This is a genomic window from Enterobacter cloacae complex sp. I1M (assembly GCF_014982425.1).
In the GTDB taxonomy this organism is placed as follows: domain Bacteria; phylum Pseudomonadota; class Gammaproteobacteria; order Enterobacterales; family Enterobacteriaceae; genus Enterobacter; species Enterobacter intestinihominis.
This window is the reverse complement of the sequence record NZ_JADCLG010000013.1, coordinates 70,880-89,233: the sequence shown is the minus strand read 5'-3', so window position 1 is coordinate 89,233 and position 18,354 is coordinate 70,880. Positions and strand designations below refer to the sequence as shown.

Annotated in this window: 20 protein-coding genes; 14 read left to right on the top strand and 6 right to left on the bottom strand. The window is 52.5% G+C overall.

The genetic code is table 11. The features are described 5' to 3' along the window. Positions 1-53: 53 nt before the first annotated feature. Together rimK and nfsA are read right to left on the bottom strand one after the other, a co-directional pair. Positions 54-956, bottom strand: coding sequence for a 30S ribosomal protein S6--L-glutamate ligase (gene rimK, locus INF86_RS08290; RefSeq protein ID WP_032621711.1), 903 nt, complete (start codon positions 954-956; stop codon positions 54-56). 64 nt (positions 957-1,020) lie between these two features. Next, positions 1,021-1,743: a nitroreductase NfsA gene (nfsA, locus tag INF86_RS08285; protein ID WP_023299683.1), complete on the bottom strand. Its 723-nt coding sequence runs from the start codon at positions 1,741-1,743 to the stop codon at positions 1,021-1,023. Positions 1,744-1,928: 185 nt separating this feature from the next. On the opposite strand from nfsA, the gene INF86_RS08280 reads away from it, so the two are divergent. After that, the gene (locus INF86_RS08280) at positions 1,929-2,198 is read left to right on the top strand and encodes a GrxA family glutaredoxin (RefSeq protein ID WP_014169305.1); all 270 of its coding nucleotides are present in this window, start codon (positions 1,929-1,931) and stop codon (positions 2,196-2,198) included. A gap of 30 nt (positions 2,199-2,228) precedes the next feature. On the opposite strand, the gene INF86_RS08275 is transcribed toward INF86_RS08280, so the two are convergent. After that, positions 2,229-2,603 (bottom strand): inner membrane protein YbjM, encoded by a 375-nt coding sequence (locus INF86_RS08275; protein WP_193543416.1) that lies wholly within the window; start codon positions 2,601-2,603, stop codon positions 2,229-2,231. Between the two features lie 274 nt (positions 2,604-2,877). Here INF86_RS08275 and INF86_RS08270 point away from each other — a divergent pair, with 274 nt between their 5' ends. The 3 genes from INF86_RS08270 to INF86_RS08260 all read left to right on the top strand — a co-directional run bounded on the left by INF86_RS08270 (position 2,878) and on the right by INF86_RS08260 (position 6,116). Beyond that, positions 2,878-4,563 (top strand): aspartate:alanine antiporter, encoded by a 1,686-nt coding sequence (locus INF86_RS08270; protein WP_001024855.1) that lies wholly within the window; start codon positions 2,878-2,880, stop codon positions 4,561-4,563. 266 nt (positions 4,564-4,829) lie between these two features. Continuing rightward, positions 4,830-5,228: a hypothetical protein gene (locus tag INF86_RS08265; RefSeq protein WP_032670998.1), complete on the top strand. Its 399-nt coding sequence runs from the start codon at positions 4,830-4,832 to the stop codon at positions 5,226-5,228. A gap of 105 nt (positions 5,229-5,333) precedes the next feature. Then, on the top strand, positions 5,334-6,116 hold the full coding sequence (locus INF86_RS08260) for a DUF2971 domain-containing protein (protein ID WP_032676351.1): 783 nt from the start codon (positions 5,334-5,336) through the stop codon (positions 6,114-6,116). Between the two features lie 137 nt (positions 6,117-6,253). On the opposite strand, the gene INF86_RS08255 is transcribed toward INF86_RS08260, so the two are convergent. Continuing rightward, entirely contained in the window at positions 6,254-6,979 is a 726-nt protein-coding gene (locus INF86_RS08255; RefSeq protein ID WP_023305770.1) for a hypothetical protein, read from the bottom strand. Positions 6,980-7,811: 832 nt separating this feature from the next. Here INF86_RS08255 and INF86_RS08250 point away from each other — a divergent pair. The 5 genes from INF86_RS08250 to arsC all read left to right on the top strand — a co-directional run bounded on the left by INF86_RS08250 (position 7,812) and on the right by arsC (position 11,533). After that, complete coding sequence (locus INF86_RS08250; protein WP_161177800.1) at positions 7,812-8,519, top strand: hypothetical protein; 708 nt, start codon at positions 7,812-7,814, stop codon at positions 8,517-8,519. 221 nt (positions 8,520-8,740) lie between these two features. Beyond that, positions 8,741-9,220: a type VI secretion system tube protein TssD gene (locus tag INF86_RS08245; protein ID WP_023305768.1), complete on the top strand. Its 480-nt coding sequence runs from the start codon at positions 8,741-8,743 to the stop codon at positions 9,218-9,220. A gap of 224 nt (positions 9,221-9,444) precedes the next feature. Then, a complete protein-coding gene (locus INF86_RS08240; RefSeq protein ID WP_023305767.1) occupies positions 9,445-9,765 on the top strand; it encodes a metalloregulator ArsR/SmtB family transcription factor in 321 nt (106 codons plus the stop codon). A 40-nt stretch (positions 9,766-9,805) separates the two neighbouring features. Next, positions 9,806-11,095, top strand: coding sequence for an arsenic transporter (locus INF86_RS08235; RefSeq protein WP_023299679.1), 1,290 nt, complete (start codon positions 9,806-9,808; stop codon positions 11,093-11,095). Between the two features lie 12 nt (positions 11,096-11,107). Next, complete coding sequence (gene arsC, locus INF86_RS08230) at positions 11,108-11,533, top strand: glutaredoxin-dependent arsenate reductase (protein ID WP_193543415.1); 426 nt, start codon at positions 11,108-11,110, stop codon at positions 11,531-11,533. 27 nt (positions 11,534-11,560) lie between these two features. On the opposite strand, the gene INF86_RS08225 is transcribed toward arsC, so the two are convergent. Next, positions 11,561-12,112 carry a TetR/AcrR family transcriptional regulator gene (locus INF86_RS08225; protein WP_023305764.1) on the bottom strand — a complete coding sequence of 184 codons (552 nt, stop codon included), beginning with the start codon at positions 12,110-12,112 and terminating at the stop codon, positions 11,561-11,563. A gap of 82 nt (positions 12,113-12,194) precedes the next feature. Here INF86_RS08225 and INF86_RS08220 point away from each other — a divergent pair, with 82 nt between their 5' ends. Together INF86_RS08220 and INF86_RS08215 are read left to right on the top strand one after the other, a co-directional pair. Beyond that, positions 12,195-13,409, top strand: a complete 1,215-nt coding sequence (locus INF86_RS08220; RefSeq protein WP_023299676.1) for an MFS transporter — start codon at positions 12,195-12,197, stop codon at positions 13,407-13,409. After that, on the top strand, positions 13,399-14,211 hold the full coding sequence (locus tag INF86_RS08215) for a Cof-type HAD-IIB family hydrolase (protein ID WP_193543414.1): 813 nt from the start codon (positions 13,399-13,401) through the stop codon (positions 14,209-14,211). Before INF86_RS08220 ends, INF86_RS08215 begins: the two co-directional genes overlap by 11 nt. A gap of 524 nt (positions 14,212-14,735) precedes the next feature. Here the strand turns inward: INF86_RS08215 and INF86_RS08210 are convergent. After that, positions 14,736-15,968: an MFS transporter gene (locus tag INF86_RS08210; protein WP_022647557.1), complete on the bottom strand. Its 1,233-nt coding sequence runs from the start codon at positions 15,966-15,968 to the stop codon at positions 14,736-14,738. A 167-nt stretch (positions 15,969-16,135) separates the two neighbouring features. Between INF86_RS08210 and INF86_RS08205 the strand changes: the two genes are divergently transcribed. From INF86_RS08205 to deoR, 3 genes are all read left to right on the top strand, one after another. After that, positions 16,136-16,864: a phosphatase PAP2 family protein gene (locus INF86_RS08205; protein WP_058646150.1), complete on the top strand. Its 729-nt coding sequence runs from the start codon at positions 16,136-16,138 to the stop codon at positions 16,862-16,864. 7 nt (positions 16,865-16,871) lie between these two features. Further along, entirely contained in the window at positions 16,872-17,480 is a 609-nt protein-coding gene (ybjG, locus tag INF86_RS08200) for an undecaprenyl-diphosphate phosphatase (protein ID WP_063150551.1), read from the top strand. A 67-nt stretch (positions 17,481-17,547) separates the two neighbouring features. Beyond that, entirely contained in the window at positions 17,548-18,306 is a 759-nt protein-coding gene (gene deoR / locus INF86_RS08195) for a DNA-binding transcriptional repressor DeoR (RefSeq protein WP_022647554.1), read from the top strand. Positions 18,307-18,354 lie beyond the last annotated feature (48 nt).

Genomic DNA, 18,354 nt, shown 5'->3' with positions numbered 1-18,354 from the left:
CCTCTTAAATAAAAACGTTGTCCAGCTTACGCAAAAAGTGCGCGCCGATCCATTTAACCGCCCGTTTTCAGGCAAAATCCCGGCGTCGCATGGCGTTCAATCCATGCGATCATTTTACCTGCAATATCGACGCCTGTGGTTTTTTCCACCCCTTCCAGCCCCGGCGAGGCGTTAACTTCCATCACCAGCGGCCCGCGGTCGGCACGCAGCAGATCGACCCCCGCCACGTCCAGGCCCAGCGTCTGCGCCGCTTTCACCGCAATCTCGCGCTCGCGCTCGCTGATAAGGGCCACCCGCGCGATACCGCCGCGGTGCAGGTTAGAGCGGAAGTCGCCCTCTTTCGCCTGCCGCTCTATGGCGGCCACCACTTCATCGCCCACCACAAAGCAGCGGATGTCGCACCCTTTGGCCTCTTTAATATACTCCTGCACCAGAATATGGGCATTCAGACCGCGAAAGGCGTCAATCACGCTTTCCGCCGCCTGACGCGTCTCCGCCAGTACCACCCCAATACCCTGCGTGCCTTCCACCAGCTTAATGACCAACGGCGCACCACCCACCATGTCGATTAAATCGCTGGTGTCGTCCGGGGAGTGAGCAATCCCGGTGACGGGCAGATCGATCCCCTGGCGCGCCAGCAGCTGCAGCGAGCGCAGCTTATCGCGGGCGCGTGAGATCGCCACGGACTCGTTGAGCGGATAGCTTCCCAGCATTTCAAACTGGCGCAGCGCGGCCGTGCCGTAATAGGTGATCTGGGAGCCAATGCGGGGAATTACCGCATCAAAATGCGGGAGTTTGCGGCCTTTGTAATGAATCGACGACGCCGCAGGGTCGATGTTCATATAGCAGGACATCGGATCGAGGATCTCAACCTGATGTCCGCGTTTCGCCGCCGCTTCTCGCAGGCGTTTACATGAATAGAGCGTTCCATCCCGGGACAATATGGCAATTTTCACCCTGCACCTCTCTAAAGACATGGGAAAAGCCTGCCTATCATACACGAGGCGCAGGAGGAAGGGACTATCGCGTTGCCCAGCCCTGTTTGTGCAGGTAATCAAGAATGAACGGGCGGTTTTCTTTAATGATGGTGCGACGAATATGGTCGCTCCAGGTATCGCGGCGGTTGTTGCTGTCGCGCGTCAGATAGTAGTTCGCCAGCTCTTCATCGTATTGATGCAGAACGTCCTGATCGACCGGCTGGTAGTGGTTTTCATGCACCAGCATCGCAGCAGGAATACGCGGCTTCAGATCCGGGTTATCCGCCGGCCAGCCGAGGCACAGACCAAACAGCGGCAACACGTGTTTCGGCAGCTTCAGCAGTTGCGTCACGCTTTCGATGTTATTACGCAGCCCGCCGATATAGACGCCGCCAAGCCCCAGCGATTCCGCCGCCGTGAACGCGTTTTGCGCCATCAATGCCGTATCCACCACGCCCAGCAGCAGCTGTTCCGCCAGCCCCAGCTCCGCCTCAGGACAGATTTGCAGGTGACGGTTAAAATCGGCGCAGAACACCCAGAACTCAGCCGCCTGGGCAACGTGCTTTTGGCCGCCCGTCAGCGTTACCAGCTGCTCACGCATCGCCGGATCGGTGATGCGGATAATGGAGCTGCACTGCAAAAAGCTGGAGCTGGAGGTGCCTCTTGCGCTGTCGATGATCGCGTCCCGCTGTGCCTGGGTGATCGGCTCATCGGTGAAATGGCGAATGGAACGGTGGGAACGAAGCAGGTCAATGGTTGGCGTCATTTTGTCTCTCTTTGTATTGCGTAAAACGTATGGCAGCCAGTATAGGCAATGATCCACCTGATGTAATTGGCGAAACATAGCCTGACTGTATCAAAGTGACAGGTGAAACCTTCTTTCCATGACGGCAGGTTATCGTGCACTATAGGGATTATTCGCCGTCAGGCTTGTTTTTTGAGGAGAGAGAAATGTTTGCAGTAATTTTTGGTCGTCCAGGATGCCCTTACTGTGTGCGCGCGAAAGAGCTGGCTGAGAAACTGACTGAAGAACGTGATGATTTCAACTTCCGTTACGTGGATATCCACGCGGAAGGCATCAGCAAAGCCGATCTGGAAAAAACCGTGGGTAAACCGGTTGAAACCGTGCCGCAAATCTTCCTCGATCAGAAACACATCGGCGGCTGCACCGATTTCGAAGCGTACGCCAAAGAGCACCTGGGCCTGTTTGCCGCTCAGTAATGCTAAGACGCCCTCACCCTGAGGGCGTTTTTATTTATGATGCTTCCGCTGTTGCAGCAGGCTGCGCATAAATAAGAAACAGAGCGCGCCCAGCGCACACCAGAAAACGCCACTCAGTAGCCACGCCACTTCCTGCCAGACGCTTCTCGACGAGAGAAACAGCACGCGCATCAGAAGCAGGCAGAGGGGCGCCGCAAGGATGGCCCCCAGCAGCGGCATTACCACCTCGCCTTTGCGCGAGAGAAAACTGGCCACTATCCCCGGCAGGATAAAGAACAACAGGCCCAGCTCGGGATGACCGGACGCTCTGAAGGCGCCCTTCACATTAAAAGCAAGCGACATGCAAACGACCGTAAACAGCAAAAAGCAGCTGATTACGCCAACCCAGTTTCGTTTAAAGTTCAAACTATCCTCCTGACTTATCTCTATCAAATACAAAAATCGTCCGGTGGACGCCCAGTCAGATAAAGCATTGCGGCAATCCTTGCCAAAGCACGCACACAAGTCGTGCGATAATAGGTGGCTGTCGGTAGCTATTACGATTAAACTAACCGCCTGCTAGTGTTTAGGGTATTTATCAGGAAGCAGGGAGGTGCAAAGTGATTCCCTGACTCTGAAAACAGTAGCCCAAATAGTCCTTTCATTCAACAACTTACTGGTAAACAAGAAGTTAGCCTCCGTGAATATAAACGTCGCAGACTTGTTAAATGGGAATTACATCCTGTTATTATTTGTGGTACTGGCACTGGGCCTTTGTCTGGGTAAATTGCGCCTGGGTTCAGTTCAACTTGGTAATTCCATTGGCGTTTTAGTCGTCTCCCTGTTATTAGGTCAGCAACATTTCAGTATTAACACGGACGCGCTTAACTTAGGTTTCATGCTGTTTATTTTCTGCGTTGGCGTGGAAGCCGGTCCGAACTTTTTTTCCATTTTCTTCCGAGACGGCAAAAATTATCTGATGCTGGCGCTGGTGATGGTCGGCAGCGCCCTGCTGATTGCGTTAGGGCTGGGCAAACTGTTTGGCTGGGACATCGGCTTAACGGCCGGCATGCTGGCAGGCTCGATGACCTCCACGCCGGTGCTTGTTGGCGCGGGGGATACGCTTCGTCATTCTGGCATGGCAGGCACGCAGCTTTCCGCCGCGCTGGATAACCTGAGCCTGGGCTATGCCCTGACCTATCTGATTGGTCTGGTGAGCCTGATTGTTGGCGCGCGCTATCTGCCAAAACTTCAGCATCAGGATCTCCAGACCAGCGCCCAAACCATTGCCCGAGAGCGTGGTCTGGATACGGACTCCAAACGTAAAGTTTACCTGCCGGTGATCCGCGCCTACCGCGTCGGGCCAGAGCTGGTTGCCTGGACCGACGGGAAAAACCTGCGCGAGCTGGGGATCTACCGTCAGACCGGCTGCTACATCGAACGTATCCGTCGTAACGGCATTCTGGCAAACCCGGACGGTGACGCGGTACTCCAGATGGGCGATGACATCGCTCTTGTTGGCTACCCGGACGCCCACGCGCGTCTCGATCCGAGTTTCCGCAACGGGAAAGAGGTGTTTGACCGCGACCTGCTGGACATGCGTATCGTCACCGAAGAGATTGTGGTGAAGAACCACAACGCCGTGGGCCGCCGTCTGGCGCAGCTGAAGCTGACCGACCACGGCTGTTTCCTCAATCGCGTGATCCGCAGCCAGATTGAAATGCCTATTGACGATAACGTGGTGCTTAATAAAGGCGATGTGTTGCAGGTCAGCGGCGATGCCCGACGTGTTAAAACCGTTGCCGACCGTATCGGCTTTATCTCGATTCACAGTCAGGTGACGGACCTGTTAGCCTTCTGCGCCTTCTTCATTGTTGGCCTGATGATCGGGATGATCACCTTCCAGTTCAGTAACTTTAGCTTCGGCATCGGTAACGCTGCCGGTCTGCTGTTCGCCGGGATCATGCTGGGCTTCCTGCGAGCGAACCATCCCACCTTCGGCTACATCCCTCAGGGAGCGCTGAACATGGTGAAAGAGTTCGGTCTGATGGTCTTTATGGCGGGTGTCGGCTTAAGCGCCGGGAGCGGCATTGGCAATGGCCTGGGTGCGGTCGGCTGGCAAATGTTGGTTTCCGGACTTATCGTCAGCCTGGTACCGGTAGTCATCTGCTTCCTGTTCGGCGCCTACGTGCTCCGCATGAACCGCGCCCTGCTCTTCGGCGCGATGATGGGCGCGCGCACCTGCGCACCGGCAATGGAGATCATCAGCGACACCGCGCGCAGCAACATCCCGGCGCTGGGCTATGCAGGCACCTACGCCATCGCAAACGTGCTGCTGACGCTGGCAGGTACGCTGATCATCATTATCTGGCCAGGACTCGGATAAATCTCAAGATTGCGTGTGGCTGAAAAAATTTTCGTTACGCGCAGAACTTTTTACGCAGGATGCAGTCATAACTAGTGCCACTGCTTTTCTTTGATGTCCCCAATTTGTGGAGCCCATCAACCCCGCCATTTTTGGTTCAAGGTTGATGGGTTTTTTGTTGCCTGCTATTTTATCCCTTCCAAATCACTGACTTACTCACTCCATTTCATGCCAATGGCGGCAAAGTGGCGACAGAGAAAGCTCATTAACTATGTAAGGCTACAGCTATGGCATCAGATAGAAAAGCCAGGTACGATTCTATCGAACTTTACGTTCCAGAAGACCTAAGGCAAAAATTCATAGATGGTTTTGATGAAGTGGGTTTGCATGCTGGAGTGGTACGTTGTTTCTCCGCCAAGCCATCAACCGTAAAAGAATTTCTTAGCGTACTATATGAACGTGGTAAAACCTATGCACCATTAGTACTGAAGGCACTTGAAATGTTACAGAGAAAAAATAGCATTAAAATAGAAATTTGCTCAGATCGAAGAATCATTGATTTAAAAGGTGTTTCAACTGAGGATGCTCTTGAAATTATCAAGGCCTCAAATGCAATTAAAGTTTCTCATATAGAGAGTATCGAAGAACAAAGCGACACATCTGGATTCAAAAATTCAAAAGAATAATGATATTGACATCAAAAAAACTTGCAATCAATCATTATCACCGAAATTGCATTTAGGATGCACAGTTTCACAGCATCTTTGAATATTTAATAGAGGAGATATCTAATGTTAAATGTTGGCATCAACCATTCCCTGACACGACCAGTCAATAGGAAATTCTATAAATATCTTAATATGGAAAATTGCTTAAAAACCCTGAGTAACGGTACATTATGGTATTCAAGACCAGAAAAATTCAACGATCCTTTTGACTGCTACCCATATTTTCCATCCCAAGGCAAACAAAAACTTTTTAAAAGACTTAAAAGCATCTATAAACTCGAACAAAAGGCATCTAATAAATTATTGCAAAGAAATTTTAATTTAATGAGTCAAACAGGCGTAGGTGGAATAACTCATCGTTTAGTGTCAAATAACTTAACAGTCACATGTTTTAGTTTAGACCATTTATCCGCTCCTATGTGGGCACATTATGCCGACGAACATCAAGGCTTTGCAATTGAGTTTGAATATACATCCGAAATGATTGCACGAATTTCAAAAACTGAAAATCCAATAATAATAGTTCCTTTCGATGTTAATTATACCGACATGCGACCTGCCTTATATGACAAAGACGGTAATATGAACGGGTTGAATATTGCACTATCTAAAAGCAAACAATGGGCTTATGAACAGGAAGTAAGAGCATTAAGTAACCGTGAGGGTATCCATGAATTTTCCAGATTTCAAATTACTAAGGTTTTTGCCGGAGTAAGAGCTGGTAAAGAGAATAAAGCCAAGATAAGAGGCGCAATCGCTGATATGAATAAAGAGATAAATTCACGATGCAAATTTATTGAACTTGGTATGGCATTCGATAGCTACAAATTTGTTGAGTTGAATTAATTTCAATTAGGTATGGGGATATCCACAATTGTTAAAGTGAAACTCGTTGCAGATTGTTATGACGTGGCTTCCATGCGAAGCCTTCAACATTACTAACATAATTCCAATTACAGCTCCCCTGTTGAGAGTATAAACTTTCATTTTAAATTCGTAAAACTACATTCAGTTTTCTCTATAAACTTAAATTCCCGATAATCTCGTGTGACAAGCACTGCATCTGAGTTTATTTGTAAAGCATGATATTTCCCATTACACATGAGGGTATCCTTTTCACCATTAGCCACGGTCACACCAATAAAATACATCAATAACAATGCCGACATGCCCCAAGTTAAATATACAAATTGTGTTAATACATTAAACTTATGAGCAGCTTTTATTGATCCAGTAACTCTAGGTGATTTCAAATAAATATTAAACCTCCGCATATACCATTTTGTATTTACATTCTTTGGCACAACAGAAAACTCAGCCAGAAAAACAAAACAAAATACAAACACAATAAATGATAGTTTTGATATTGTCGGATCATGAAAAAAATCCATTATAGCCAAAAGCATTGTAATGATAATTAGACTATTTCGTTTAAAGAAAAGCCTCCATGGTTCACTCAGTGTCACAGCATCAGTCTGGCCTTCATTTATTTCACGCTCACCTATCGAAGTCAACATGTCAATAAAAAATGACATTAACCCTAAGACCCCTAACAAAAAAACACCAACCTTTATCATTGAAATCAACTGGATATCAATAAACTGCTCAGGAATGTTTTTTGCTCTGAAATATCCTAAAAAATATACGTATGTATATAAGTATGAACATGCAGTAATTATTAAAACCAATAATCCATCTTTGATTTTCATTATGCCACCATTATTCAATAAACAAGCACATTCAAAATGTGCGCATTTCAAGAATTTCAGTCAATTGTAAATTGGTATCAATCTGAAGGCCACGTCATCCTTGATTTCATCGCAAAAGATCATAACACATGATTACTTTATCAGTCATTTACACTCACGCAAAAAAACAGAAAAAATCATATAAATCAGATTATTAGCCAAGGCAGGGGCAAAGATATAAATCCAGAAAAATGAAAAACACTGAAATTCTTTTCAATCTTTTCAGTTCTGGGTTTCTGTTGAGCCGCCAGCACTGGCGCGGTATGGCGGTCTGATTTGGAGAAAAATAAAACTGAAAAAATTTTATGATCCAAAAACCGCAGGCGGGTGCGGTGTAGTGCGATTTTGGTCTGCGAAAGATTTTTTGGCCATGCTGTGACGCGCCAGCGCCCTGCTGGGGGCTCGATCTGCTTTAAGGGTGGCGCTAACTGCCTGAAAGGCTGGAACACGCCAGAGCGCTACTAGTTGCGCGTGGCAAAGTCTGTATGTGATGATATTTCTGTTGGATTTTGGAACGAGTCACTCAATGTTGAACTTATCTATTCGCACTAAAAGCTCGCCGATAAATCGCATATTGGTTAAAAAACATCAAGTCATTATCCTAAAAATACCCTGCTTTTCATAAACATGAACTGCTTTGAACTTCCATATTAGTTACAGATATACGCTGGAGCGGATAGAAACACTATGGAGGGGACAGGAATGCAGTTTTCAAGTTCAGTAATAGCAATGCCGGTCTTAGGGGATGCAGCAAAAAATCGCTCAATTGAGCTGAAGTGCGAGGTCAGTAAGCATGTACCATTCTGAAGAGATCATCCGCCAGCTTCAGAGCCAAAAGATACTGGCAATGAAGCTGGACCGGGCGGTACGTGATGTAGGTGAAGAGGTAAAGAGCCACCTGAATAATATAGGTGCCGGTGCCCAACGCCTGCTGTACTACACCTCCTGCTTTACAGATGAATATTACGATGTATGCACCCGACAAAACCTGGAGGACGCTCGATTCCGAAAGGGCATATTCCATCTCGTTTCTCGCTGGAACATCGTCTTTGACCTAATCAACACGTACGTAGAGGAGCTGGTTAAGGATTATTCCCCGGCAGAATTATCAGCGATACAGCATGCTCTAATGCGCGCTAACGTTTATATATCCACCAGCACGCTAACCTCGTATTCATTCTCTGCAGGCGTCGCATCGACTGTTTGCCTCTATGTGACCCTTCCACCTTCAGGGTTAAAGGTCGTTTCAGGATTAACGGGCGCGGCTATTGGAGGGCTGGGGGTATACGGGGTTGTGCAAAAAGCTGCTGACAGCGCTCATCGCCTGCAAGTGATGCATCCCGCCTACTATCAAGCGTTATACCTGCGAGAACTGGAGATGATGTATTTCCTGGTGGAGCCTGCTTTTATGCGCGCGGGCGTGCTAACCCAGCAATGGACTGACAGTCAAAGCCCTTATGATGCTGCTGACACGATCCTGAAGCTAATGGGTAGACACTGATGGGCTTTTTAAGACGCTGGTTCAAATCTCAGGCTCAGTTTTTCTTCTGGACCTATGTCCCGATCATCCTCACGTTCATTTTTGGCTATGTCCTTGACGTTTACTTCCCTGAGGTTAGCCAGGGATTCATCCTCCTGTTTTACCTGGTAACACTGGGACTGGCTTACTGGATATGGCATTGAGGAACATCAATGCGTTACGCTTACTAATAAGGAAATTACATGTCTACACCCGCACACCTATGGCTAGAAGACGAGAACGGTTCGCCGATTATCGGTAGCTGCATGATGCCCACGCGTCTTGGTTCCATAGAGCTAAAATCGTTCTCCCACGGTGTAACCATTCCGGTTGATCCAAGCTGGGGTAAACTCACCGGCACGCGCGTCCATCGCCCTATTACGATAGTTAAAGAATTTGATCAGACTACCCCGCTTCTTTACCGCGCCGTGTGCGAAGGGAGAGTTATGAAGAAGGGGATCATTAAGATGTACCGCATTCTGGAGTCCGGGATCGAGGCCGAATATTTCAATATCGTGATGGAAAACGTTAAGTTCACGACAGTGGCGCCCTTCATGACCCCTAACGGGATGAGCAGCACCCATCTTGAAACGCTCGAATTGCGTTACGAAGCAATCTCATGGAAGTACACGGAGGGGAATATCATTTACCGTGACACCTGGAACGATCGCTGCTGCGCCTGAGCACAGAAGAGCGTTGAAAGTGAGCAGATATAAAGAAACCGTCCCCCTGGGGCGGTTTCTTTCCCATGACTATCAGGAGTAGTCCGGACAAGCCATAAAGACTATTTTGACCTTAGCGAGTCCTCCAGTCGCTTTTTTATCCTTCCTGCTATCTCCTTCTTCTCTCCTTTACTACAATCACATATGATTTAATGCATATGACACAAAACATTCAGGATGACAGAATGCTCCACCCGCTCCAGCTCTTCAAAACCCTCTCCGACGAAACGCGCCTCTCCATCGTCATGCTTCTGCGTGAAGCGGGCGAGCTGTGCGTCTGCGATCTCTGCTCCGCTACCAACGAGCCGCAGCCGAAAGTCTCCCGCCACATGGCCTTACTGCGCGAGGCCGGGCTGGCCATCGACCGTCGCGAGGGTAAGTGGATCTACTACCGTCTCTCTCCCAACATGCCCGCGTGGGCGGCAACCGTTATCGACACCAGCTGGAACTGCCTGCGAGAAGAGACACGTATGAAGCTGAAAAACCGCCTCCCGGGCTCGTGCTGACCACAACACATTCACAAAAACAGATATAACGGAGTAAAAGATGTTTCTGGCAGGGGCTATTTTTCTGTTTACGCTGGTACTGGTTATCTGGCAGCCCAAAGGGCTCAGTATCGGCTGGAGTGCCACCATTGGCGCCGCGCTGGCGCTGGCGAGCGGTGTGATCCACGTTAACGATATTCCGGTGGTCTGGAACATCGTCTGGAATGCGACCGCCACGTTTATCGCGGTAATCGTTATCAGTTTGCTGCTGGATGAGTCCGGTTTTTTCGAGTGGGCGGCGCTGCACGTTGCTCGCTGGGGAAACGGTCGCGGGCGGTTGCTGTTTACCTGGATCGTGCTGCTGGGTGCGGCCGTGGCGGCGCTGTTCGCCAATGACGGTGCGGCATTGATCCTGACGCCTATCGTTATCGCCATGCTGCTGGCGCTGGGGTTCAGCAAGCAGGCCACGCTGGCGTTCGTGATGGCGGCGGGATTTATCGCCGATACCGCCAGCCTGCCGCTGATTGTCTCCAACCTGGTCAACATCGTCTCAGCGGACTTCTTTAAGCTGGGCTTTAGCGAATACGCCTCGGTGATGATCCCGGTTGATATCGCCGCAATTGCCGCGACGCTGGTAATGCTGCATCTGTTCTTCCGCAAGGAAATACCGCCGGAATATGACCTGGCAAAACTCCGCGAGCCCGCACGGGCCATTCATGACCTGCCGACGTTCAGAACGGGCTGGATCGTGCTGCTGCTACTGCTCGTCGGTTTCTTTGTGCTTGAACCTCTGGGTATCCCGGTCAGCGCTATCGCAACAACTGGCGCGCTGATTTTGTTTGCCGTTGCGAAACGCGGGCACGCCATTAACACCGGGAAAGTGCTGCGCGGCGCACCCTGGCAGATCGTTATCTTTTCGCTGGGGATGTATCTGGTGGTGTATGGCCTGCGTAATGCCGGGCTGACGGAGTCTCTTTCAGGCGTTCTTGATCGCTTAGCCGGACACGGACTCTGGGCCACTACGCTGGGAACCGGATTTATCACCGCCTTTCTGTCATCCATAATGAACAATATGCCAACGGTATTGATCGGCGCGCTCTCCATTGAGGGTAGTGCGGCAACAGGCTTGATTAAGGAGGCGATGATTTACGCTAACGTGATTGGCTGCGATCTGGGGCCGAAAATCACCCCCATCGGTAGCCTGGCTACCCTGCTATGGCTTCATGTGCTGGCACAGAAAAACATGACCATTACCTGGGGCTACTATTTCAGGACGGGCATCATAATGACGCTGCCAGTTCTGTTTGTGACGCTCGCCGCGCTGGCGCTACGTCTCTCCTTCACACTGTAATGAGTAACGGATATGAGCAACATCACTATCTACCACAACCCGGCCTGCGGCACGTCGCGCAATACGCTGGAGATGATCCGCAACAGCGGTACGGAACCCGAAATTATTCTCTATCTTGAGAACCCACCGTCGCGTGATGAATTGACCAGGCTGATTGCAGACATGGGGATTTCCGTATGCGATCTGCTGCGCAAAAACGTCGAGCCTTATGAGCAACTGGGCCTTGCCGGGGGAAATTTCACCGATGACCAGCTTATTGATTTCATGCTGCTATACCCCATTCTGATTAACCGTCCGATTGTGGTGACGCCGCTGGGTACACGTCTGTGCCGCCCTTCTGAAGTCGTTCTCGACATCCTTCCGGACGCGCAAAAAAGGGCATTTACGAAGGAAGATGGCGAAGTCGTCGTTGACGCCAGCGGGAAAAAAATCTCCTGACATCAGGCGTGGCCGGGGCGAGCGCTATCAGACGGTATCCTCGCCTGCAATCCGTCCCACTATCGCCCGGATCTCCTCCCGGGTTAACGGCGACCGGTCGGTTACAAAATGCAGCGTCATCCCCTCGATAAACGCATCCAGCGCACGGGCGGTGGCTGGATCAAACCACTGCTTAAGCGTAGTCTGGCTCATCTTCATCCAGTCCTGCATCACCGTTTTCAGCGCGGCGCTGCGGTGCATAAAAGCGTACAGCTGATACATCAGCGCCATATTGTGTGGCGTGGTCACGGCTGAACTGTGGATCAGCGTGGTAATGGCCTCGCACGCCCTCTCCCGCCCGGTCACCCCCGCGAAGAAATCCCGGTACTGCTGAGACATCTGCTGCGTAAACCACGTGAACGCCTCCTCCAGAAGCGACTCCATCCCGTCGAAATAGTAGGTCATCGACCCCAGCGGTACGCCTGCGCAGGTGGCAATTTTGCGGTGCGTGACGGCATGAATACCGTGCTCAGCAATGGTGTCCAGCGTCGCCTGGAGTATCTTCTCGCGGCGGTTAGGGTCGTTTGGTGGTCTGCTCATAAAATCCTCATCCGGTTTATGTACAAATGTACACAAAGTTGCTAGTGTTGTCGCTATTGTTGTACTTCTGGTGCTGATCCCAATGACGCTAACTTCTCCTCGCAAAGCCCTGCATCTGCGCATGTGGGCGCTGTTTATGTTCTTCTTCATCCCCGGGCTGCTGATGGCTTCCTGGGCAACGCGCACCCCGGCAATCCGCGATACGCTATCCGTCTCGACGGCGGAGATGGGGATCGTGCTGTTTGGCCTGTCGATTGGCTCGATGAGCGGCATCCTCTGCTCGGCCTGGCTGGTGAAGCGCTTTGGCACGCGCGCGGTGATCCGTACCACCATGTGCTGCGCCGTGGTGGGAATGTTCGCTTTGAGCGTGGCGCTGTGGTTCGCCTCGCCGCTGATGTTTGCCCTTGGGCTGATGGTATTTGGCGGCAGCTTTGGTGCGGCTGAAGTGGCCATTAACGTCGAGGGAGCCGCCGTCGAACAGGCGATGAACAAAACGGTGCTGCCCATGATGCATGGCTTTTACAGTCTCGGCACGCTGGCGGGCGCGGGCGTGGGGATGGCGCTGACGGCGCTGGGCATTGCGGCCAATGTGCACATTTTGCTGGCGGCGCTGGTCTGTATTATCCCGATCCTCACCGGCATCAGGGCTATTCCCGCAGGCACAGGACAACACGCCTCGGACGAACAGAAGTCTGCGGCAAAAGGGTTGCCCTTCTATCGTGATTTCCAGCTAATGCTGATTGGCGTGGTGGTGCTGGCGATGGCATTTGCTGAAGGCTCCGCCAACGACTGGCTACCGTTACTGATGGTGGACGGGCACGGATTTAGCCCCACCTCCGGCTCGCTGATCTACGCCGGATTTACGCTCGGCATGACCGTCGGACGCTTTACCGGCGGCTGGTTTATCGACCGCTACAGCCGCGTGGCGGTCGTCCGTGCCAGCGCCCTGCTGGGTGGGCTGGGCATCGCGATGATCATCTTTGTGGATGTGGACTGGATTGCCGGTGTGTCGGTGATCCTGTGGGGGCTGGGCGCCTCCCTTGGCTTCCCGCTGACCATTTCCGCTGCCAGCGATACCGGCCCCGATGCGCCGACGCGCGTGAGCGTTGTGGCGACCACGGGCTACCTTGCCTTCCTGGTGGGGCCACCGTTGCTTGGATTCCTCGGTGAGCACTACGGGTTGCGCAGCGCCATGCTGGTGGTGTTAGGGTTAGTGATTATTGCCGCCCTGGTGGCGCGTGCGGTGGCAAAACCGGAAGCAGAACAAACGACAATGGAGAAGGGATATGAGCGTTAAACTGATTGCAGTCGACATGGATGGCTCCTTCCTGAGCGATGCGAAAACCTATAATCGCGCGCGTTTTCTGGCGCAGTACGCGCGCATGAAAGCGCAAGGCATCCGTTTTGTGGTCGCCAGCGGAAACCAGTACTACCAGTTGATCTCATTTTTCCCCGAGATCGCCCATGAAATCGCCTTCGTCGCCGAAAACGGCGGCTGGGTGGTGGATGCGGGCGAAGACGTGTTTAACGGCGAACTGTCGAAAGAGCATTTTCTGACCGTCGCCACCCTGTTAAACGACGTGCCCGGCATTGAGATAATTGCCTGCGGAAAAAACAGCGCCTACACGCTGAAAACGTATAACGACCTCTTCAAAGAGATTGCGGCGAAATACTATCACCGCCTTGAAAGCGTCAGCAGCTTTGACAACCTCAACGATATTTTCTTCAAGTTCGGGCTTAACGTCTCTGACGACGAAATACCGCGCATTCAGGCGCTGCTGCATGAGAAGCTTGGCGACATCATGGTGCCGGTGACCACGGGTCACGGCAGTATCGACCTGATAATCCCTGGCGTGCACAAAGCTAACGGCCTGCGGATCCTGCAAGCGCGCTGGGGCATTGAGGACAGTGAAGTGGTGGCCTTTGGCGACAGCGGTAACGACGTGGAGATGCTGCGCCAGACTGGGTTTGGCTTCGCGATGGCCAACGCCAGACCGCATATAAAGGCTGTGGCCCGCTATGAAGCGCCGAACAATAATGACGAAGGGGTGCTGGACGTGATTGATATGGTGCTGGAGGGGAAGGCGCCGTTTAATTGATTCCGTGCGGTCTGGTGCCCTCACCCTAACCCTCTCCCACAGGGCTGAGGGTTCCCCACAAAATAATGCCTGCACAGATGGCCCCCTCTCCCTTGAGGGAGAGGGCTGGGGTGAGGGGGAACATACGGCTCTGGTGGTCATTCCGTTCACTTTATGTTCCTTGCTACTCTGTCACGACATGACCGGTGAACGTGCCAGGGTGGCTCAGTCGCCACCACCCTGGCGACCCGGGCTTCCGGCGGAAAATCGCCGCTTCGCGGTGCCTTCGGCTTATTCCTTCCGGCTTATCGGGGACGGGCGGAGGTAACATCCCTGTAAAGCCCGCCCTCTCGGCGCATCCCTGCGCCTCGCCCCGGCCTACAGGAAACGCCTCAGCGATTTACAGCCGGACCGAGGCATCGCTGAAAGCCCTCAGTTATTCTGAGGCAACGTTATCGCTTTTGCTTTCAAATTACTGGGGATCCCTCAGCCCACAGGGAGAGGGAACTGTCCCGAGCTCGCCCAGCAGGGAGAGGGAATAAGGATTACGGTTGCAGTGCGCTTCCGACGCGTTTGTCCTTCAGGAACACCACCATCAGCCCTACCCACAGCACACCGTTTGCGAGATTGAACAGGCTGAAGAGCCCGTTTCCGCCAAACGCATAAGCATGCTTGCTCACCTCAATACCGACGGTGAAAATCAGCATTTGCAGCATCCCCATCGCGGCAGACACCGTGCCTTTACTCATTTCACTGGCGAACAGCGTCAGGCGCACCAGGCCAGCATTCGCCACGCCGATACCAAACGCGTAAACACTCAGCCCCGCCGTCATCCACAGGTACGCATGAGACGAGGCTACGGTCGCCACCGCCGCGATAATCAGCCCTGCCGCTATGGGCCAGCCGCCCAAAATAATCAGCGAACGCACGGTACGGCGTGACGTCAGACGCGCCAGCACCAGGTTACCGATAATCAGCGCGCCAAAAATCGGCACCTGTAACAGGCCATACTCATAGCTGCTAAGCTGTTCGCCGCTGATGATAATGACCGGCGACTGGGCAATCCACGCCAGCAGTGGCAGGCTGACAAAGCCCGTCGCCAGCGCGCCCGCGACAAAACGACCGTTTTTCAGCACCGCCTTATAATCCCGCCCCAGCTCTTTAAGCGAGAGCTTTTCGCCCAGGCGGGTGGCGGTTTCCGGCATCGCACGGTGCAGGCCAAAGAAAGAGATAGCCGCAAGCGCGGCAAAGAGGACGAACATCCCCTCCCACGGCGCGACGTGAACCCATGCGGCTCCCACCAGCGGCCCAAGAAGCGGTGCAATCAGCGCCACGTTTGCCATCAGCGCGGTAATTTTGATACACACCGCCTCCTCAAACGACTCCTGAATAGCGGCATAGCCCACGGCGCCAATAAAGCACAGGCTCACGCCCTGAAGGAAACGCAGCAGCGTGAACTGCTCAATACTCTGCGCCAGCAGCGTGGCGAGACAGGTGACGATAAACCACACTACGCCCGTCAGCATCACCGGACGGCGGCCAATACGATCCGACAGCGGCCCTAACAGCCACTGTAAAAACATGCCGCCCGCCAGATAGGCGGTCATGGATGTCGGCACCCACTCAATACCTGCGTTGTACTGCTCAACCACAGCCAGCATGCCGGGCTGGATCATGTCGTTGCCGATGTAGGTAGAGAATTCGTAAAGCACCAGACACAGAGGAAAAAGTAACGCCTGACGACCCAGACGATTACCGGAAGAAGAACGGTTTATCATGCAATCTCTTTAGTATGAAAAAATCGCGATGAGTGTAATGAATTGCCGCTGTCTGAGATAGCAAATTAACGTGAAAAAACAGAAATAACGCACTTATCGTTGTTGTTTAAGGTTTCCTTAAGTTGCCCTCCCTATGATAGTGCTATTTCACGTTATTGACCGAAACTATGACACACGCCGTCAGCCCTTCAGAATTATCTAAGTTACCGACAAATAAGACAAAACGTCTTTACCGTTTGCCTGCCCGCTTTTATGGTTATCAACTTTTCGTGCTTATTGCCCTTGCGGTGCTTTTTACCTGGCTTTCGCGCGATGAATCGCTTGACCGATGGATAACCGGTTTCTGGTATGACGCAGCGGCGCATCATTTTCCGCTACAGCAAAACCCGTTGCTGGATCTGCTGAACCATCGGCTGGCGAAATATGTGACCATTGTTATCGCTGCCGCATCGCTGATTTACGGCGCTTACAAACGCAATGCCCGACTGGTAACGGCCGCGCTTCTGATGGGGCTGGGTGCGCTGGTAGTAGGGGTGCTGAAAAGCATGAGCCACCACAGCTGTCCGTGGGATCTGGTGGAATATGGCGGCAGGTCCGTTTCGTATCCCCTGTTCAGCGCCGTTCCGGCAGACAGCGGACCGGGACGCTGCTTTCCCGGCGGCCACGCCTCCAGCGGGTTTATGGTGATGGGGCTGTTTTTTGCCTTCTGGCGTGAACGTCCGCGCCTGGCATGGTCCTTTGTCGCGTCAGGCGTTGTTATGGGGCTGGTGATGGGCTTCGGGCAGGTCATGCGCGGCGCGCATTTTTTCTCTCACAACCTGTGGGCCGGGTGGTGGGTCTGGTTTTCCCAGGTGCTGGTTTACGGGCTGGTTTCCGCCCGGTTTGCTAAAGAGTAACGAGATTATGTTAGAAAATCTGAACTACGAACTGTTTTACCTGCTCAACGCCACACCGTCGTCACCGGAATGGATGATCGATCTCGCCACCTTCATTGCGAAAGATCTGATTAGCATTGTACCGGCGCTGGCGGTGATCCTCTGGTTATGGGGACCTCGTACACAGGTCACCGCCCAGCGCCATCTGGTGATCAAAATGGCAATGGCAATTGGCGTGAGCGTGCTGGCAAGCTACGTGCTGGGTCACGCCTTCCCGCACGATCGTCCGTTTGTCGATCGCATCGGCTACAACTTCCTGCACCATGCGCCGGATGACTCGTTCCCGAGCGATCACGGCACGGTGATCTTCACCTTTGCGCTGGCCTTCCTGTTCTGGCATCGCCTGTGGTCCGGCGTAGTGCTGATGGGCGTGGCAGTCGCCATCGCCTGGTCCCGCGTCTACCTGGGGGTGCACTGGCCGCTGGATATGGTCGGCGGTTTCCTGGTGGGGCTGATGGGCTGCGTCAGCGCAGCCATCCTGTGGAGCCTCTTTGGCCCGGCGCTTTATCGTGCATTATCACAGGCCTATCGCGTTCTGTTTGCTCTTCCGATCCGCAAAGGCTGGATACGTGACTAACCCCGGTCCGTCAGGTTACACTTGAGCCCCCGCCCTGCGGGGGCTCACTTTTTTAGCCCGAGGATCTATGGAAACACGTCGCGATGACCGCATTGCTCAGCTGCTTCAGGCGCTGAAGCGCAGCGATAAGCTGCATCTTAAGGAAGCCGCTTCCCTGCTTGGCGTGTCTGAAATGACCATTCGTCGCGATCTGAACAGCGACAGCGCCCCCGTTGTGCTGCTTGGCGGGTATATTGTTCTGGAGCCGCGTAGCGCCAGCCATTATCTGTTAAGCGATCAAAAAACACGCCTGGTGGAAGAGAAGCGCAAAGCCGCGCGGCTCGCCGCCTCGCTGGTGCAGCCGCATCAAACGCTGTTTTTTGACTGCGGTACGACAACCCCGTGGATCATCGAGGCCATCGACAGCACCGTTCCCTTTACCGCCGTCTGTTATTCGCTAAATACCTTCCTGGCTTTGCAGGAGAAACCAGCATGCCGGGTGATTTTGTGTGGCGGCGAGTTTCATGCCAGCAACGCCATCTTCAAGCCGCTGAATATTCAGGACACGCTGAGCAATGTATGCCCTGATATCGCCTTTTACTCTGCGGCGGGCGTGAATGTGAAACAGGGGGCAACCTGTTTTAATCTTGAAGAGTTACCGGTGAAACAGTGGGCGCTCAACGCCGCGCAGCAGCATGTGCTGGTGGTTGATCACAGTAAATTTGGCAAGGTCCGTCCGGCAAGGATGGGAGAACTGTCGCGCTTTGACGCCATCGTCAGTGATTGCCGCCCGGATGACGAGCTGGTGGCATACGCGAAAGCGCAGCAGGTGAAGTTGATGTATTGAGGTTATGCCGGGTGGCGCTGCGCTTACCCGGCCTACGTTCGAGCCGTT

Excerpts from the sequence above, each read along its gene's own strand:
- INF86_RS08215 (WP_193543414.1), top strand. The coding sequence starts at position 13,399 with ATGAGCGTTAAACTGATTGCAGTCGACATGGATGGCTCCTTCCTGAGC.
- deoR (WP_022647554.1), top strand. The coding sequence starts at position 17,548 with ATGGAAACACGTCGCGATGACCGCATTGCTCAGCTGCTTCAGGCGCTG.
- ybjG (WP_063150551.1), top strand. The coding sequence starts at position 16,872 with ATGTTAGAAAATCTGAACTACGAACTGTTTTACCTGCTCAACGCCACA.
- INF86_RS08205 (WP_058646150.1), top strand. The coding sequence starts at position 16,136 with ATGACACACGCCGTCAGCCCTTCAGAATTATCTAAGTTACCGACAAAT.
- INF86_RS08245 (WP_023305768.1), top strand. The coding sequence starts at position 8,741 with ATGTCTACACCCGCACACCTATGGCTAGAAGACGAGAACGGTTCGCCG.
- INF86_RS08250 (WP_161177800.1), top strand. The coding sequence starts at position 7,812 with ATGTACCATTCTGAAGAGATCATCCGCCAGCTTCAGAGCCAAAAGATA.
- INF86_RS08255 (WP_023305770.1), bottom strand. The coding sequence starts at position 6,979 with ATGAAAATCAAAGATGGATTATTGGTTTTAATAATTACTGCATGTTCA.
- INF86_RS08225 (WP_023305764.1), bottom strand. The coding sequence starts at position 12,112 with ATGAGCAGACCACCAAACGACCCTAACCGCCGCGAGAAGATACTCCAG.
- INF86_RS08235 (WP_023299679.1), top strand. The coding sequence starts at position 9,806 with ATGTTTCTGGCAGGGGCTATTTTTCTGTTTACGCTGGTACTGGTTATC.
- INF86_RS08260 (WP_032676351.1), top strand. The coding sequence starts at position 5,334 with ATGTTAAATGTTGGCATCAACCATTCCCTGACACGACCAGTCAATAGG.
- INF86_RS08220 (WP_023299676.1), top strand. The coding sequence starts at position 12,195 with ATGACGCTAACTTCTCCTCGCAAAGCCCTGCATCTGCGCATGTGGGCG.
- INF86_RS08265 (WP_032670998.1), top strand. The coding sequence starts at position 4,830 with ATGGCATCAGATAGAAAAGCCAGGTACGATTCTATCGAACTTTACGTT.
- INF86_RS08210 (WP_022647557.1), bottom strand. The coding sequence starts at position 15,968 with ATGATAAACCGTTCTTCTTCCGGTAATCGTCTGGGTCGTCAGGCGTTA.
- INF86_RS08240 (WP_023305767.1), top strand. The coding sequence starts at position 9,445 with ATGCTCCACCCGCTCCAGCTCTTCAAAACCCTCTCCGACGAAACGCGC.
- arsC (WP_193543415.1), top strand. The coding sequence starts at position 11,108 with ATGAGCAACATCACTATCTACCACAACCCGGCCTGCGGCACGTCGCGC.
- nfsA (WP_023299683.1), bottom strand. The coding sequence starts at position 1,743 with ATGACGCCAACCATTGACCTGCTTCGTTCCCACCGTTCCATTCGCCAT.
- INF86_RS08280 (WP_014169305.1), top strand. The coding sequence starts at position 1,929 with ATGTTTGCAGTAATTTTTGGTCGTCCAGGATGCCCTTACTGTGTGCGC.